The organism is Vibrio cyclitrophicus, from assembly GCA_023206055.1.
Lineage (GTDB): Bacteria > Pseudomonadota > Gammaproteobacteria > Enterobacterales > Vibrionaceae > Vibrio > Vibrio cyclitrophicus_A.
The window spans coordinates 2,779,652-2,794,513 of the sequence record CP065366.1 but is presented as its reverse complement, the minus strand read 5'-3'; the positions used below and the strand labels follow the sequence as shown (position 1 = coordinate 2,794,513).

General features: G+C 44.5%; 16 protein-coding genes. 6 read left to right on the top strand and 10 right to left on the bottom strand.

Annotated features, from left to right (window positions below; translation table 11 throughout):
* The first annotated feature begins 24 nt into the window (after window positions 1-24).
* The gene (locus ITG09_12250; GenBank protein UPR51464.1) at window positions 25-870 is read left to right on the top strand and encodes a class II glutamine amidotransferase; all 846 of its coding nucleotides are present in this window, start codon (window positions 25-27) and stop codon (window positions 868-870) included.
* A 116-nt stretch (window positions 871-986) separates the two neighbouring features.
* On the opposite strand, the gene purN is transcribed toward ITG09_12250, so the two are convergent.
* Window positions 987-1,661: a phosphoribosylglycinamide formyltransferase gene (gene purN, locus ITG09_12245; GenBank protein ID UPR51463.1), complete on the bottom strand. Its 675-nt coding sequence runs from the start codon at window positions 1,659-1,661 to the stop codon at window positions 987-989.
* A 132-nt stretch (window positions 1,662-1,793) separates the two neighbouring features.
* Complete coding sequence (gene purM / locus ITG09_12240; GenBank protein ID UPR51462.1) at window positions 1,794-2,834, bottom strand: phosphoribosylformylglycinamidine cyclo-ligase; 1,041 nt, start codon at window positions 2,832-2,834, stop codon at window positions 1,794-1,796.
* A gap of 169 nt (window positions 2,835-3,003) precedes the next feature.
* On the opposite strand from purM, the gene upp reads away from it, so the two are divergent.
* Window positions 3,004-3,630, top strand: coding sequence for a uracil phosphoribosyltransferase (gene upp / locus ITG09_12235; protein ID UPR51461.1), 627 nt, complete (start codon window positions 3,004-3,006; stop codon window positions 3,628-3,630).
* 90 nt (window positions 3,631-3,720) lie between these two features.
* Here the strand turns inward: upp and ITG09_12230 are convergent.
* Together ITG09_12230 and ITG09_12225 are read right to left on the bottom strand one after the other, a co-directional pair.
* Window positions 3,721-4,955, bottom strand: a protein-coding gene (locus ITG09_12230; GenBank protein ID UPR51460.1) for an IS3 family transposase whose coding sequence is annotated in 2 segments (ribosomal slippage) — window positions 3,721-4,586 and window positions 4,586-4,955 — 1,236 coding nt in all. Because the reading frame shifts where the segments join, the coding sequence is not laid out codon by codon here.
* A 128-nt stretch (window positions 4,956-5,083) separates the two neighbouring features.
* Entirely contained in the window at window positions 5,084-6,322 is a 1,239-nt protein-coding gene (locus ITG09_12225; GenBank protein ID UPR51459.1) for a uracil-xanthine permease, read from the bottom strand.
* Window positions 6,323-6,600: 278 nt separating this feature from the next.
* Between ITG09_12225 and ITG09_12220 the strand changes: the two genes are divergently transcribed.
* Entirely contained in the window at window positions 6,601-7,866 is a 1,266-nt protein-coding gene (locus tag ITG09_12220; GenBank protein ID UPR51458.1) for a DUF2066 domain-containing protein, read from the top strand.
* A gap of 115 nt (window positions 7,867-7,981) precedes the next feature.
* Here ITG09_12220 and ITG09_12215 read toward each other — a convergent pair whose 3' ends face one another.
* From ITG09_12215 to ITG09_12200, 4 genes are all read right to left on the bottom strand, one after another.
* Window positions 7,982-8,419, bottom strand: coding sequence for a DUF2069 domain-containing protein (locus ITG09_12215; GenBank protein ID UPR51457.1), 438 nt, complete (start codon window positions 8,417-8,419; stop codon window positions 7,982-7,984).
* On the bottom strand, window positions 8,416-9,009 hold the full coding sequence (wrbA, locus tag ITG09_12210) for an NAD(P)H:quinone oxidoreductase (GenBank protein ID UPR51456.1): 594 nt from the start codon (window positions 9,007-9,009) through the stop codon (window positions 8,416-8,418). Before wrbA ends, ITG09_12215 begins: the two co-directional genes overlap by 4 nt.
* A gap of 6 nt (window positions 9,010-9,015) precedes the next feature.
* Window positions 9,016-9,366, bottom strand: coding sequence for an arsenate reductase (glutaredoxin) (gene arsC / locus ITG09_12205; GenBank protein UPR51455.1), 351 nt, complete (start codon window positions 9,364-9,366; stop codon window positions 9,016-9,018).
* A gap of 126 nt (window positions 9,367-9,492) precedes the next feature.
* Window positions 9,493-10,947 carry a M48 family metallopeptidase gene (locus tag ITG09_12200; GenBank protein UPR51454.1) on the bottom strand — a complete coding sequence of 485 codons (1,455 nt, stop codon included), beginning with the start codon at window positions 10,945-10,947 and terminating at the stop codon, window positions 9,493-9,495.
* A 178-nt stretch (window positions 10,948-11,125) separates the two neighbouring features.
* Between ITG09_12200 and ITG09_12195 the strand changes: the two genes are divergently transcribed.
* Entirely contained in the window at window positions 11,126-11,365 is a 240-nt protein-coding gene (locus tag ITG09_12195; protein ID UPR51453.1) for a sulfurtransferase TusA family protein, read from the top strand.
* Window positions 11,358-12,434: an AI-2E family transporter gene (locus ITG09_12190; GenBank protein UPR51452.1), complete on the top strand. Its 1,077-nt coding sequence runs from the start codon at window positions 11,358-11,360 to the stop codon at window positions 12,432-12,434. The genes ITG09_12195 and ITG09_12190 overlap by 8 nt, the downstream gene beginning before the upstream one ends.
* A 124-nt stretch (window positions 12,435-12,558) precedes the next feature.
* Here ITG09_12190 and bcp read toward each other — a convergent pair whose 3' ends face one another.
* Window positions 12,559-13,029: a thioredoxin-dependent thiol peroxidase gene (gene bcp, locus ITG09_12185; GenBank protein UPR51451.1), complete on the bottom strand. Its 471-nt coding sequence runs from the start codon at window positions 13,027-13,029 to the stop codon at window positions 12,559-12,561.
* Window positions 13,030-13,041: 12 nt separating this feature from the next.
* Window positions 13,042-13,584: a glycine cleavage system protein R gene (locus tag ITG09_12180; protein ID UPR51450.1), complete on the bottom strand. Its 543-nt coding sequence runs from the start codon at window positions 13,582-13,584 to the stop codon at window positions 13,042-13,044.
* Window positions 13,585-13,962: 378 nt separating this feature from the next.
* Here ITG09_12180 and dapA point away from each other — a divergent pair, with 378 nt between their 5' ends.
* A complete protein-coding gene (dapA, locus tag ITG09_12175) occupies window positions 13,963-14,841 on the top strand; it encodes a 4-hydroxy-tetrahydrodipicolinate synthase (protein ID UPR51449.1) in 879 nt (292 codons plus the stop codon).
* Window positions 14,842-14,862 lie beyond the last annotated feature (21 nt).

Genomic DNA, 14,862 nt, shown 5'->3' with positions numbered 1-14,862 from the left:
TTTTAATAGGGAGTAGATTAAACCATGTGTGAATTGCTCGGTATGAGCGCGAATGTGCCAACTGATATTTGTTTTAGCTTTACTGGTCTTATGCAGCGTGGAGGAAATACTGGCCCGCACCGCGATGGCTGGGGTATTACCTTCTATGAGGGAAAGGGTTTTCGCACCTTTAAAGATCCGAATCCGAGCTGTGAATCTAAGATTGCTGAGCTAGTTCAAAACTACCCAATTAAAAGCCAAGCTGTTGTCAGTCATATTCGTCAAGCCAACCGTGGTGGCGTCAATCTAGAAAATACACACCCTTTTACCCGTGAGCTTTGGGGTCGATACTGGACCTTTGCTCATAATGGCCAGTTAACGGATTACGACGATCTGATTAGCGGCCGTTTCAGACCGGTTGGCGAGACAGACAGTGAGCTCTCTTTTTGTTGGCTACTGAAACAACTTGAAGAGCGTTTCCCTGAACCGCCTCAAGACATGGAAGGTATGTTTCGCTTCGTGGCTGAATGTTGTGACAAGCTACGCGAGAAAGGTGTTTTCAACATGTTGTTGAGTGATGGTGAGTACGTGATGACTTACTGTACTAATCATTTGTACTGGATAACCAGACGCGCACCTTTTGGCAAAGCGAGCTTAATTGATGAAGACGTTGAGATTAACTTCCAAGAAGAGACCACGCCGAATGATGTGGTGACGGTCGTTGCAACTCAACCTCTTACGGACAATGAAGAGTGGTTTAGAATGAAGCCGGGCGAATACGCACTGTTTCATTTTGGTGAGTTGATTGGCAATAATCATCAAGCGTTGGAAGATGTTGCTTATGCGCCGAAAAAGGTCGCGAGCCAAGCGCCTACAGAGCCATTAAGTTAATGCTGTAGATCGTATTGCTTGAACCCAAACAAACGAAAGGCCGCTTACTGCACTAATAAGTCAGTAAGCGGCCTTTTTGTTTTCAGCAATTTGTCGCGAGAGGGTCGTGTGACGAATTACTCTTCTGCGTAACCGTGTTTACCTAGTGTCTTACCGTCTAACACCGCTTGTCCTTTTACCATTGATAAACGCTCTTCCGCGAACCATTTACAGACCATAGGGTAAATGCAATGTTCTTGAGTCAGCACTCGGCTTGCCAACATATCAGCATCATCATCTTCAAATACCGGAACCTTAGCCTGTAAGATCACCGGGCCACCATCAAGTTCTTCGGTAACAAAGTGGACGCTGGTACCGTGCTCTTTATCTTGTGCATCAATGGCACGCTGGTGGGTGTGTAGGCCTGGGTACTTGGGTAACAGGGAAGGGTGGATGTTGACCATTTTACCTGCATAGTGACGAACAAATTCTGAACTCAGGATTCGCATGTAGCCAGCGAGTATGATTAAATCGGGTTGGTAAGCATCGATCTGAACCATTAATTCATTGTCAAATTCTTCACGTGAACCAAAGTCTTTTGGATTCACTGAATGTGCGTCAACACCTGCGGTTTTCGCTCGTTCTAATCCAAAAGCCTCTGCTTTGTTTGAGAAGACAGCCTTAACTGAAGCATCAATCATATTGCTATCACAAGCATCCAAAATTGCCTGTAAGTTACTTCCGCTTCCTGAAACTAACACAACGATGTTTTTCTGAGAGAGACTGGTTTTATTTGAGTGATTGTTTTTCATAGAGTGGGTCATACGATTGATTAACTGGACTGTTTACAATGTACCTACATAAACTAAGGTTTTCTGCGGGCCAAATAGCAAAATGAGGACCATTAGGTCCTCATTGATTAACTAAGTAAGTGAACGTATCACTTATTTGATTTCAACTTGCTCTTCGCCAGCTTCTGCGTTTGCGATCTCACCGATAACCCAAGCGTTTTCGCCTTCAGCTTTCAGTAGTTCAACAGCAGCGTCTGCTTGATCTTTAGGTAGAGCAACAACTAGGCCTACACCACAGTTGAAAGTGCGGTACATTTCAAATGTCTCCACGTTACCTTTCTCTTGTAGCCAGTTGAAGATAGCAGGCCATTCCCAGCTCTTGCCATCAATGACTGCTTTAGTGCCTTCAGGAAGTACGCGTGGGATGTTTTCCCAGAAACCACCACCGGTGATGTGCGAGATAGCATGAATGTCATGTTCAGCAATCATCTTAAGTGCCGATTTGATGTAAATCTTAGTGGGTTCTAGTAGGTGCTCACCGATAGTGCGACCTTCTAGTTCTTCACTCTTATCAGCACCAGAAACTTCTAGAACTTTACGAATTAAAGAGTAACCGTTTGAGTGTGGACCACTTGAGCCAACAGCGATAAGTGCGTCGCCTGCTGCTACTTTAGTGCCGTCAATGATGTCAGCTTTTTCTACAACACCAACACAGAAGCCAGCTACATCGTAGTCGTCGCCTTCGTACATACCTGGCATTTCAGCAGTTTCACCACCGATTAGTGCACAGCCAGCTTGAACACAGCCTTCAGCAATACCAGAAACAACGTCTGCTGCTGTATCTACATCTAGCTTACCTGTTGCGTAGTAGTCTAGGAAGAATAGCGGCTCACCACCTTGAACGATTAAGTCGTTCACACACATTGCCACTAGGTCGATACCAATGGTGTCGTGTTTTTTCAGATCCAAAGCAAGGCGAAGTTTAGTACCAACACCATCAGTACCTGAAACAAGTACCGGCTCTTTGTATTTCGTTGGAAGTTCACATAGGGCGCCAAAGCCACCAATACCGCCCATTACTTCAGGGCGACGAGTGCGTTTAACAGCACCTTTGATACGGTCTACTAGTGCATTACCTGCGTCGATATCAACACCAGCGTCTTTGTAGCTTAGAGAAGAAGTATTACCACTCACGGGATAGTCCTCGAACTTAAGTTGGATGTGAAAACGGCGCTATTCTAACAGGGCTTGATTACCAAGAGCAAACGTTTGCGCGGTTTTTTTTATTAGAATAAAGATTCTGAAATAACCTTAGAGTTCGTGTATAATCTACAGGTTTGTTTAAATATTGCCGGAGTTGGAAATGAAAGTTGTTGAAGTGAAACACCCGCTAGTAAAACATAAAATTGGCCTGATGCGTGAAGGTGAGATTAGCACTAAGCGTTTTCGTGAGCTAGCGACAGAAGTGGGTAGCCTTCTAACATACGAAGCGACATCAGACTTTGAAACTGAGCGTGTGACGATTAACGGTTGGAACGGTCCAGTAGAAGTTGACCAAATTAAAGGTAAAAAAGTAACTGTAGTGCCAATCCTACGTGCTGGTCTAGGCATGATGGACGGCGTTCTTGAGCACATTCCAAGTGCACGTATCAGCGTTGTTGGTATCTACCGTGACGAAGAAACACTTGAGCCAGTACCATACTTCAACAAGCTTGCATCTAACATCGATGAGCGTATTGCTCTAGTAGTAGACCCAATGCTTGCGACAGGTGGTTCTATGATCGCGACTATCGACCTGATGAAAGAGAAAGGTTGTAAGCACTTTAAGATTCTTGTGCTTGTTGCTGCTCCTGAAGGTATCGCTGCTCTAGAAAAAGCGCACCCAGACGTTGAGCTTTACACCGCTGCAATCGATGAGAAGCTAAACGACAAGGGCTACATTGTTCCTGGTCTTGGCGATGCTGGTGATAAGATCTTCGGTACTAAGTAATTCGGTATCAGCTTAAGAGACTCTAAACCGTTCCTTAACTCGTTGAATCAACCGTATGTCTCGTCCTAAAATACGTTGACAGTATTTCTACTAAGCCAATAGCGCCAGCTGTTGGCTTTTTTCATGCACCTCATTTGGAGTTTTCATCCTAAGGCTAAGGTGCGGCCTCATGTTGTTATAGGTACTTATAGACTCTTTTACTAGTTGTTTAAGCTCTCCGAGGTTTCTACACTTATCAAGTAAGAACTCTTGTTTCAGTATTCCATTTACTCTCTCTGCTAATGCATTTTGGTAGCAGTCATAACCGTCTGTCATCGAGGGGATTATGCCGCTACTTTTCAACTTATCTTGATAAACACCTGAGCAGTACTGGAGACCACGATCAGAGTGATGGATACACGAACAATGATATTGACGTCCCTTAACAGCCATATCTAGCGCTTTCACAACATCCGTCGCCTTCATTTCGTTGCTCAGCTCGTAGCCCATAATTTTCCGACTAAACGCATCAGTTACCAATGAGAGATAGTGAACACCTTCATCTGATTGGATATAGGTAATGTCACTTACTAACACACCCTCTGGATTGCATGGTTTGTAGTTCTTTAATAAGTTCGGATGTTTTTTCATCCAATGCTTACTGTTTGTCGTTTTTGTAAAACTACGTTTAGGTCTTACCAATAATCGTTCATCACGTAAGTAGTTGAAAAGAGCATCTCGACCTAGCTTGATACCTTGTTCTTGCAACTTTGGCTTAAGTAAAAAGTAGAGTTTCCTAGTGCCAACCCGAGGCATATAACGTCTAATATCCAACACCATTTGTTTGATGGGTTTAAGTTCTAACTGGCGATGAACAGCTCGCTTTTCTCGTTGATAAACGCTTTGTCTCGTTATCCCGCATAGCTTACATACTCGAACTAAACTTATTCCGTCCTGTTCTTGAAGACTTCTTGCTCCTTGGCGAGATACTTTTTTCTGAGGCTAGTTCCGTGTTCAGCATCAAGAATATCAACCACTCTATTTAAAAAGAGATTCTTTATTTTTTCGTCTTCCAGCTCTTTCTCAAGGCGCTTTATTTTCTGTGCTGGTGACTCTTTAGGCTTAGATTGGTGCATGGTATTCATCCTTGGAGTTTGCGCCCAATTCATCTTACCGTGCTTTCGAAGCCAAGTTAAAACAGTTGAACGGCCTTGGATACCATAAATGGTTTGGGCTTGTTTATATGTCATATCGCCTCTTTCTACAGCGGCGACGACCTGTAATTTAAAGCCTAGTGTGTAATCACGCTGAGTGCGCTTAACGTAGGTATTATTTGAAGTAGTCATAATTCGTCCTCAATGTGTAAACACATTTCAGGACGGGACAGTATTAATAAAAAGGGAGAGCATTCGATGCTCTCCCTTTTTTGATCTTGTTGGTTTGTGATTCTTTTGAATCTAGCCTTATCGATTGATTAATCGATTTGAGCTTTATCTACCACAGTGTTATCACCTAGCTCATCTGGAAGAACTAGGTTCAGTAGAATCGCTACGATGCCACATAAGCTTACGCCTTGTAGGCTAAAGTCGCCGATGCCAAATGCCATGCCGCCGATACCAAATACTAACGTAATGCCCACAATCACAAGGTTGCGTGATTTGTGTAGGTCAACTTTGTTCTGAATTAGAGTATTCAAGCCTACGGTTGCGATAGAGCCAAACAGTAGAATCATGATGCCGCCCATCACAGGAACCGGAATAGTTTGAAGTAGAGCACCTAACTTACCGACCAATGCGAGAACAATCGCTGTTACTGCTGCCCAAGTCATGATCACAGGATTGAATGCTTTGGTCAGCATTACCGCCCCAGTTACTTCACTGTAGGTTGTGTTTGGTGGCGCGCCCAGCATAGAAGCTGCAATCGTCGCCACACCGTCACCTGTGATCGTGCGGTGTAGACCTGGTTTTTTAAGGTAGTCTTTGCCGGTTACGTTAGAGATAGCAAGCATGTCGCCAACGTGTTCAACGGCCGGTGCAATCGCAACAAACACCATAAAGAAGATAGCGTTGATATTGAACTCTGGCGCTGTGAACTTAGGTAGAGCTAACCAAGCAGCTTGAGCAACTGGCGTGAAATCAACGACACCGTAAACCAAGCTTGTGATGTAACCTGCAACAATACCACCGAAGATTGGCAGTAGCTTAAGGAAGCCTTTAGAGAACACACTGATGACAATCGTTACTAACAGTGAAATCGAAGAGATCCACAGTGCAGCGTCTGCATCGATAAGCTGAACTGCGCCGTCGCCTGTTTTACCTAGCGCCATGTTTACCGCAACAGGGGCAAGACCTAAACCGATCACCATGATCACTGGGCCAACCACGACCGGTGGAAGCAGCTTATGGATGAAGGCTACGCCACGCACTTTAATCAACGCACCCATTAATACATAAACAACACCGGCTGCCATTAGGCCGCCCATGGTTGCACCTACACCCCAAGTTTGAATACCAAACATGATAGGTGCGATGAATGCGAACGAAGACGCTAAGAAGATTGGCACTGAACGGCGTGTAATAAGTTGGAATAAAAGGGTACCGATACCTGCGCCAAAGAGTGCAACGTTAGGATCAAGTCCTGTTAGTAGCGGCACGAGTACAAGCGCACCAAAAGCTACGAACAGCATTTGCGCACCTTGCAAAGCATTTTTCATGATATGTCCTTAAAAATGGTCGTTATATGAAAAGTGAAAAATAAAATTCGCAGGATTCTATCACTTAGCAATCGATTGCTACACTAGATGGATCAAATTTATTTATCTTAGTGATGTTTTATATCCATCTAAACCCTAGAAATTCAGTTTATAAGTGAGCGATTTATCATGGCTAAGTGATATTTTGTGGTTATTAAACACAGTGGGCGCTATCGACCTTGCCCCTCAATCCATAGTTGCTTATCATCTAGGCACAAGATTTGAATATTAGGATCAGTATGCGCTACATAGCATTGTTGTTGATGGGACTATTAGCCTCTCCGAGTTATGCCTTAACTCAAGTAGATATTTTTAGTGCTGAAGTTGCGATTAACGCTGAAGACAAACAGCCAGAACAAGTGGCAAGAAATACAGGTATGGAGCAGGTATTGATACGTGCGACTGGCCAAACTGATGTCGCTTCGAATGAGACGATTCAAAAGGCGATGCGCAAGAGTTCGCAGTACATGTCTCAAATGAGTTTTGGCGAAAGCAATGACCAATCAACATTGCGTATGCGTTTTAACGGCGCTCAAATCCGTTCTCTACTGACTCAAGCACAGTTACCTTACTGGCCTGACACGCGTTCAAACATCCTTGTTTGGCTTGTGGAAGAGGACAACTACGACAAGAACATCGTATGGGAACACTCTAACTCACAGTTAGCAGCTGGCTTACAAGCAAACGCAAAAGAGCGTGGCTTGCCTCTAACGCTGCCTGTGGGTGATTTTGACGATATTACGGGTATTGCGACTTCTGATTTGTGGGGCAGCTTTGTTACGCCAATCAGTAAAGCGAGTCAGCGTTACCCTGTTGATGCTGTGTTGGTGATAAAGGCTCAATCTTCAGGTTTACGTTGGGCTCTATACGATCAAAAGCCAAGTCAATTGACGAGTGCACCAACATCGCCTGTAAGTGGTTCTTTATCAGGTAACAGCGCAACGACTTCTAAGAAGTTAGTCGACCAAATCAGTAACTACTACGCAGGTAAAAGTGCTGTGACGGTAGCGAGTGAGTCATCAGAGTCGATTTTAACGCAGTTTATAAGCCTGAATAATGCTCAAGACTTCTTCCAGTTGGAGAGCGCACTTAAGCGTCTAAACTCGGTGGCAAGCTTAGATATTCTGAAGATTCAGAACAACGAAGTCACTTTCCGAATTCACTTATTGTCGACTCAACAAGAGTTTGAGCAAGAAGTTGAAAGCATTCGTCAAGTCGCGAAGGTTGAAGAATCTTACATTGAACCTGAAGTGAGCCCTGAATTTGAAACGCAAGACAATTCCATGTCTGTAGGCGATGATTCAACAAGCACTGTTGATGCTGAAGGCGAGGGAAGTGAGGCTGACTCAAGCGTTCAGGTGATTAAAGGTAGTGAGGTATCTACGGATGCTGAGCCAACAGGTACTTCTGATGTCACGTTAGAAGAATCTAACACGGAAGAACTAACTATCACTGCGCCATTACATGCTAAGCCAAGCTTGGTCTACGAGTGGATTCGCTCATAATTGTCAGCTGACATGACTGATTGAAATGAAAACATGAAAAAAGCCCTGCAAGAGCAATCTCGCAGGGCTTTTTGTTGTTCTGGTGTTATGTGAGCTTTAGAACATCGAATCAATATTATTGCTCGAATTTAGCTTTCTCTCTCTTTTCTACTTCGGAAAGGCGCTTCAACTTGATGCCTAATTCTTTGGCTCTAAAGCGAGTAAATAAGATATTGCCCACGAAACCTAGAGTCGTAAGAAGCAGTTCTACAGCCGCTAACAAGCGTTCACCATCGTCTACATACAAAATAGTTAATGCGTGTAGGAAATAGAGCATCAATACGAAATTCGCCCAAGCGTGCGTATAAGGCTTACCTGCTAAAATGCCCGGTAATGGCAGCAACAGCGGAATAGCCCAAGCAATCGCTAGTGTGACATTGCTTAGATGCGGGTGTGGTGAAAGCGTCATTTGCCAAGCTACTACCCAGAATAAAAGCGATAAGTTGCCCGCTAAAGCAAGATAACGAAAGAGCTTGGTTTTGGGAGACATAGCCGTTTCTGGCATATACATCATTGAGAGTTCCCCTTCTGGTTGATGGCGATACGTGCTAAGCGTTTGCCTAGGCTCTGCGCCAACTCAATCTCTTCTTTGCTAAGCGAAGCGCTCTCTCCTGTACTGCTGGCACCGTAAGGTGTGCCACCAGTTTGAGTGGTGTGCAGAGCAGGTTCTGAGTAGGGAATTCCTACGACTAACATGCCATGGTGAAGTAGAGGCAACATCATGCTTTGCTGTGTCGTCTCTTGACCACCATGCAGTGATGAAGAAGAGGTAAAGACACAGGCGGGCTTATCGATAAGATCGCCATTGATCCAAAGTGATGTCGTGCTATCCCAAAAGTGCTTCATTGGCCCGGCCATATTGCCAAACCAAACTGGACTGCCCAGCGCCAAACCATCGCAAGAACGGAGATCTTGCAAGGTCGCAATAGGATCGGTTGGTTGATAGCGCGAATCAGGCTGCTCCTCTACCGTGTACACGTCGTTCACCGTTCTTAGCATGGCTTCGCAGTTCGGGATGGATTCAACCCCTCGTGCTATCTGCCTTGCTAGCGCTTGTGTGTTGCCGTGGCGACTGTAGTAAAGAACAAGAATGTTAATGCTCATATTGGATTACAGAATCTCTAGCACTTGCTCTGGTGGGCGACCAATCTTTGCTTTGTTGTTCGCGACAACAACAGGGCGTTCAAACAGTTTTGGATTTGCAGCCATTGCTGAGAAAAGATCTTCATCAGTCACCGACGCATCACCAAGGTTTGCTTCTTTGTAATCCGCTTCTTTGGTACGCATCATGTCACGAACACTCTCGAAACCAAGCTGAGTGAACAGTACTTTCAGCTGTTCAACTGTTAACGGAGTCTCTAGGTATTTGATTACCTCTGGCTGTACGCCATTTTCTTGAAGCAGTTCGAGAGTTTGACGGCTCTTTGAGCAACGTGGGTTATGATAAATCACGACAGACATGGTTCTTCCTCATTATTATTTTTTGATTTAGTTGTTCAGTTGAAGCCACCTGAATGGCTTCTATATTATGTAATGTTGAGCGTTGTTTTTATTCTTTTACCAAGAATGACGGCTAATAAAACAAGCTTATTGCAACGATAAGAAACGTTCGCGCTGAATCATTAACTGGTCAATTCGAGCATCATAACGTGCTTGTTTTAGGCTGCCGAGCTCTGCGATTTGGCTGGCCTGCGTGTAATACTGAATCGCTTTGTTCCAGTTGGCTTGCAGTGCCAAGATTTCTGCGCGAGCGGCAAGATCTTCGTCGCTATTACCTAAGCTCGTATTGACCTTTGAAAGTAGGTGCCAGCCATTGGTGTCGTTCGGATTATCGTGCGTGTAACGTTGCAATACGCGAACGGCTTCCTGTAGGTCTTCATTTTCAATCATTGCGTTGGCGTAGTTAATGGTCAGAACCGGGTTGTTTGGTTGACGAACCAGTGCTGATTTAAGTTCTTTAATCGCAATCTCAGGCTGTTTCTTCTCAATGTGCAGATCCGAAATAGCATCTAGATAAAACAGGTTGGTTGGGTCGCTGTTAATCAGCTTGTTCAGAATGGGCTCCGCTTTGTCTAATTTTTTAGAATCTAGGTAAACCAATGCTTGGCCATACTCTAATGACGGAACCAAAGCTTTAGGGGCTTTTTTCAGCTGACGCTCAAACCAATCAAGAGCAGCATCATTATTAATGCCAGTATAGCGCGCGACAATGCGGGCTCTTGCTAAGTGGTAGTCCAGCGACGGGGCCAGTTTCAGTGGTGGGTAACTACGAGCACGAGCGCGTGAATCGGTAATACGGTCTTCTGGTAGTGGGTGAGTTAATAGCATTGGCGGTGGTGTGCTTGCGTAGCGGTATTCATCAGCTAAACGGCCGAAGAAACGTGGCATTGCATTCACATCAAAGCCAGCTTTTGCCAGAGTGTTGATACCAAAGCGGTCAGCTTCTTTCTCGTTGCTACGCGTATAGTTGATTTGGCTTTGCATGTTACCCGCAGTTGTTGCGGTTAGGGCTGCAATACCCGCTTCAGGGGCTGCAATCGCCAGTAATACTGAAGCCGCAAGTGCAGCGATAGTCGCAGGAGAACGACGAGCTTGATCTTCCATACTACGTGCTAAGTGACGTTGGGTAACGTGCGCGATTTCGTGCGCTAATACAGAAGCGAGTTCACTCTCAGATTGTGCGTGCAGGAATAGACCGGAGTGCAAAGCAACATAACCACCAAAGAATGCGAAGGCGTTGATGTTGCGATCACGAATCATAAAGAACTGGAAAGGTGTCTTTACATCATTTGCGTTCGCGACCAAACGGTGGCCTAACGTGTCGATATAAAGGTTTAGAACCGGGTCGTTAACAATGGGCTGGCTGCTTCTGATGATGCGCATGTAGGCATCACCATAGATAAGTTCTTGGTCAATAGAGAGTGTGCCGCCAGCAGCGGTACCGATATCTGGTAGCTCCAAACTGTTGGTATTCGCCAAAGTTGGGGTGCTTAATGTAGCTGCGATGCATAAGCAAGCAATTGAGCGAGCGCGTTTAAACATATTAGTCAGTAATACTCCGTTTCTTCTGACAGTAAGACAAGTGCGATGCAAATTGGTTCTTTATCTGATTTAACCTTTGCCAAGTGCGTGCGCTATCATGAAGGAAGATGAATGAATGATGGCGCGTTTTCAAAAACAGATTACAATACGACCCTTATAATAAGCATCGGGCTCAAGAATGACACCTAATATTCTAGATTTACGCCAAGAGCGCTGTCCAATGGCACTATTATTAGCCAAGCGTCACAGTGTAAAGTTAGAAGTAGGGCAAACATTGTCAATTTATGTCTCTGACATCAGCTCGATGAAAGATATTGTTACTTATTTGTCTAAGCAAACCTATGACGTCATCACTGAGGTTTGCTCTAATTACCATCATCTCCTCGTCACTAAAAAGGAATTGCAGTCAGATGCTTGAAATGGTCAATCGTTGGTATAAACGACGTTTCTCTGATCCCCATGCTGTCAGTTTGGTTGCCATCATTCTCTTCGGCTTTGTTACCATCTACTTCTTTGGTCACCTAATTGCGCCACTCTTGGTTGCAATTGTGTTGGCTTATTTGCTTGAGTGGCCTGTTACCCAACTTCAAAGACTCGGTGTTCCAAGAACGCCTTCGGTGATGTTGGTCATTATGATGTTCTTTAGCGTGATGCTACTTGCGATCTTTGGCTTGGTACCAACCATTTGGGAGCAAGTGGGTAACCTAATCAATGACATCCCAAGTATGTATGGCAGCTTACAAAACTTCATTGCGACGATTCCAGAGCGTTACCCTGAACTTGCTAACCTGCAGATTGTTGAGTCCATTATGTCTAACGCCAAAAACAAAGCGTTAGGTTTTGGTGAAAGTGTTGTCAAAGGCTCTCTTGCTTCTCTTGTGAGCTTAGCGACCTTAGCGGTTTACTTAATTCTCGTACCACTGCTTATCTTTTTCTTGTTAAAAGACAAAGAAGAGATGATCAGAATGGCGAGTGGTGTACTTCCTCGAAATCGTCGTTTGGCGACCAAAGTATGGGTAGAGATGAACCAGCAAATCTCCAATTACATTCGCGGTAAGGTTCTCGAGATTTTAATCGTTGGTGGTGTGAGTTATGTAACCTTCGCGATTTTAGATCTTCGTTATTCAGTCTTGTTAGCGGTTGCGGTTGGTTTCTCTGTATTGATTCCTTATATCGGTGCGGCAGCGGTAACGGTACCTGTGGCGATTGTTGGTTTGTTCCAATGGGGACTAGAACCTCAGTTCTACTGGCTGTTACTTGCGTACGGCATCATCCAAGCGCTAGATGGTAACGTGTTGGTTCCGGTTCTGTTCTCTGAAGCAGTGAACCTGCACCCAGTTGCGATTATTGTTGCGGTGTTAGTGTTTGGTGGACTGTGGGGATTCTGGGGCGTGTTCTTTGCTATCCCGTTGGCAACGCTAGTTAAGGCGGTTTGGAATGCCTTACCGAGTCACGCATTAGACGATGACTCCGAACATCAAAAGTAATTGATCTTGTTATAGAATAAGGCCGAGCATCCATGATGTTCGGCCTTTTTGCTCTTAGCTTAATAAGTGTTGCTATTGCCTTAGAGAGTGGCGAATCTAAGTCATTAACTTACTCAAATAGCCCTTAAGCTTCTTGATTGAAGTAATCTAGAACCACTTCGTGGTGAGTCTTGGTCTTGAACTTGTTGAAGACGTGTTCAATCTGGCCTTCTTCATCAATTAGGAAGCTAATACGGTGCAGACCATCGTATACCTTACCCATGAATTTCTTCTCGCCCCAAACGCCAAACTGTTCAGCAACGCTGTGGTCTTCATCAGACAGCAGTGTGAAGTTCAGAGATTTCTTCTCAACGAAATTTGGTAGGCGTTTTACTGGGTCAACACTCACACCCAAAACAACCACATTTAGGTCATCAAGCTGTGCTTTGATATCACGCAGGCCTTCCGCTTGCACAATACAACCTGGAGTCATTGCTTTTGGGTAAAAGTAGAAAAGTACTTTTTTACCTTTGAAGTCACCAAGAGATACGATATTGCCATCTTGATCTGGAAGAGAAAAAGCAGGTGCTGGAACACCAGCCGTTAGCGTATTCATGACATTTCCTTTTTAAAGACTGTTTTTGATAAAGTTGAGCGAGCCTTGAACTGATAGGCTCTGACACAGCGAATTGAATTCTTCTTGTAGCTGCATCAAATTACATTCTGATTGCACAGAAGCGGTAATAGAGATATGGAATTGGTCGTTATCGAGCTGAACCTTGGACTTATTGATGGTTTGCGCGCTAAGCGAATCGAGACCGATATTTCGGTCTGCGAAGAACTGAGTGAACTGCTCAGTTAGGCCGAGTTTGTCGTCTGACTCAACGAAAACTTCTAGCGTGTAGGAGTTCTCAATAACATCATGAGGCGAGGTTCGCTTCATAATCGTAATCAAGTCGTGCTCTTGGCCAAGCAAGGGTAGGGTGGTTTCAACGCGGGTAATGTTATTTGCCTTTCCAGACAGTAGCATGATAAGCGTAAATTCTTCGCCAAACAGAGCGATACGGCTATCAATAATATTACAGCCTGATTGGGTGACTAAATGAACCACTTGGTTGCATACACCTGGGCGATCAGTGCCCACAGCTGTGATTACTAGATGTTGAGTCATAAAATCACGTCTCTTTATATTCCATTGATTCATGCATGTTAGCACAGTTAGCTCGTGGAATAAGCGTGTGCACGGGGCTTTTTATGAGGCACCTTGCGTCTATCTAATTGGTAACCAATGATAAGAATATCGAGCGCGTTAAAAAATGAGATAGCGTGATGAGAGCACAGCTTACTTGTTACTGACATCCAGTGGTGTGCCATCCGCTAGATTGAGCGTAGGTTACCCAAATTCTAGGTAGAACGCCGTTAGAAGTCGTTTTACCTCAAACATACGACAATATTTAATGCAGATGTTGCCGGTAAGCCACTTTAATGTCTTGTGTTTATTGATTGGCTTACAGTAACATGCAAAAAGAATAAATTAAGGGAGATAGACATGTTTTCAGGAAGTATCGTTGCGCTAGTTACGCCATTTAACGCAGATGGCGAAGTGGATTTCGACAGCCTTAAAAAGTTGGTTGATCACCATGTTGCTGCAGGTAGTGATGGTCTGGTTGCGGTTGGCACAACAGGTGAGTCTTCAACACTCACAATTGAAGAGCATGTCAAAGTCGTCAATAAGATCGTTGAATTTGCTGATGGTCGTATTCCTGTTATCGCTGGTACGGGTGCAAACGCAACTCACGAGTCAGTGCTATTCAGCCGTTTATTAAATGGTTCTGGCATTGCAGGTTGCCTGAGCGTAACGCCTTACTACAACAAACCGACTCAAGAAGGTTTGTACCAACACTACAAAGCGATTGCTGAAGTCAGTGACGTTCCACAAATCCTATACAATGTTCCTGGTCGTACTGCTGTAGACTTATTACCAGAGACGGTTGCTCGCCTTGCTGAGATCGAAAACATCGTTGCACTTAAAGATGCGACGGGTGATCTCGACAGAATTGCAATTCACCGTGAACTTTGTGGCGAAGACTTTATCTTACTAAGTGGTGATGACTTAACAGGCCTAGAATTTGTTAAGCGTGGTGGTGACGGCGTGATCTCTGTAACCAATAATGTTGCAGCCGCTGATATGGCAACCATGTTCAAACTAGCGAAAGAAGGTAAGTTTGAAGAAGCAGAAGCGATCAATGAGCGCTTGATGCCTCTACACAAGAATTTGTTCGTTGAGTCTAACCCTATTCCCGTAAAATGGGCGGTTCATAAAATGGGTCTGATTGCTGAAGGTGGTTTACGTCTACCGCTGACTGAACTGTCAGAACCAGCTCAACCTGTCGTTGCTCAAGCAATGACTGAAGCGTGCATTTACTAAAACGTATGAAGTGATGCCGAA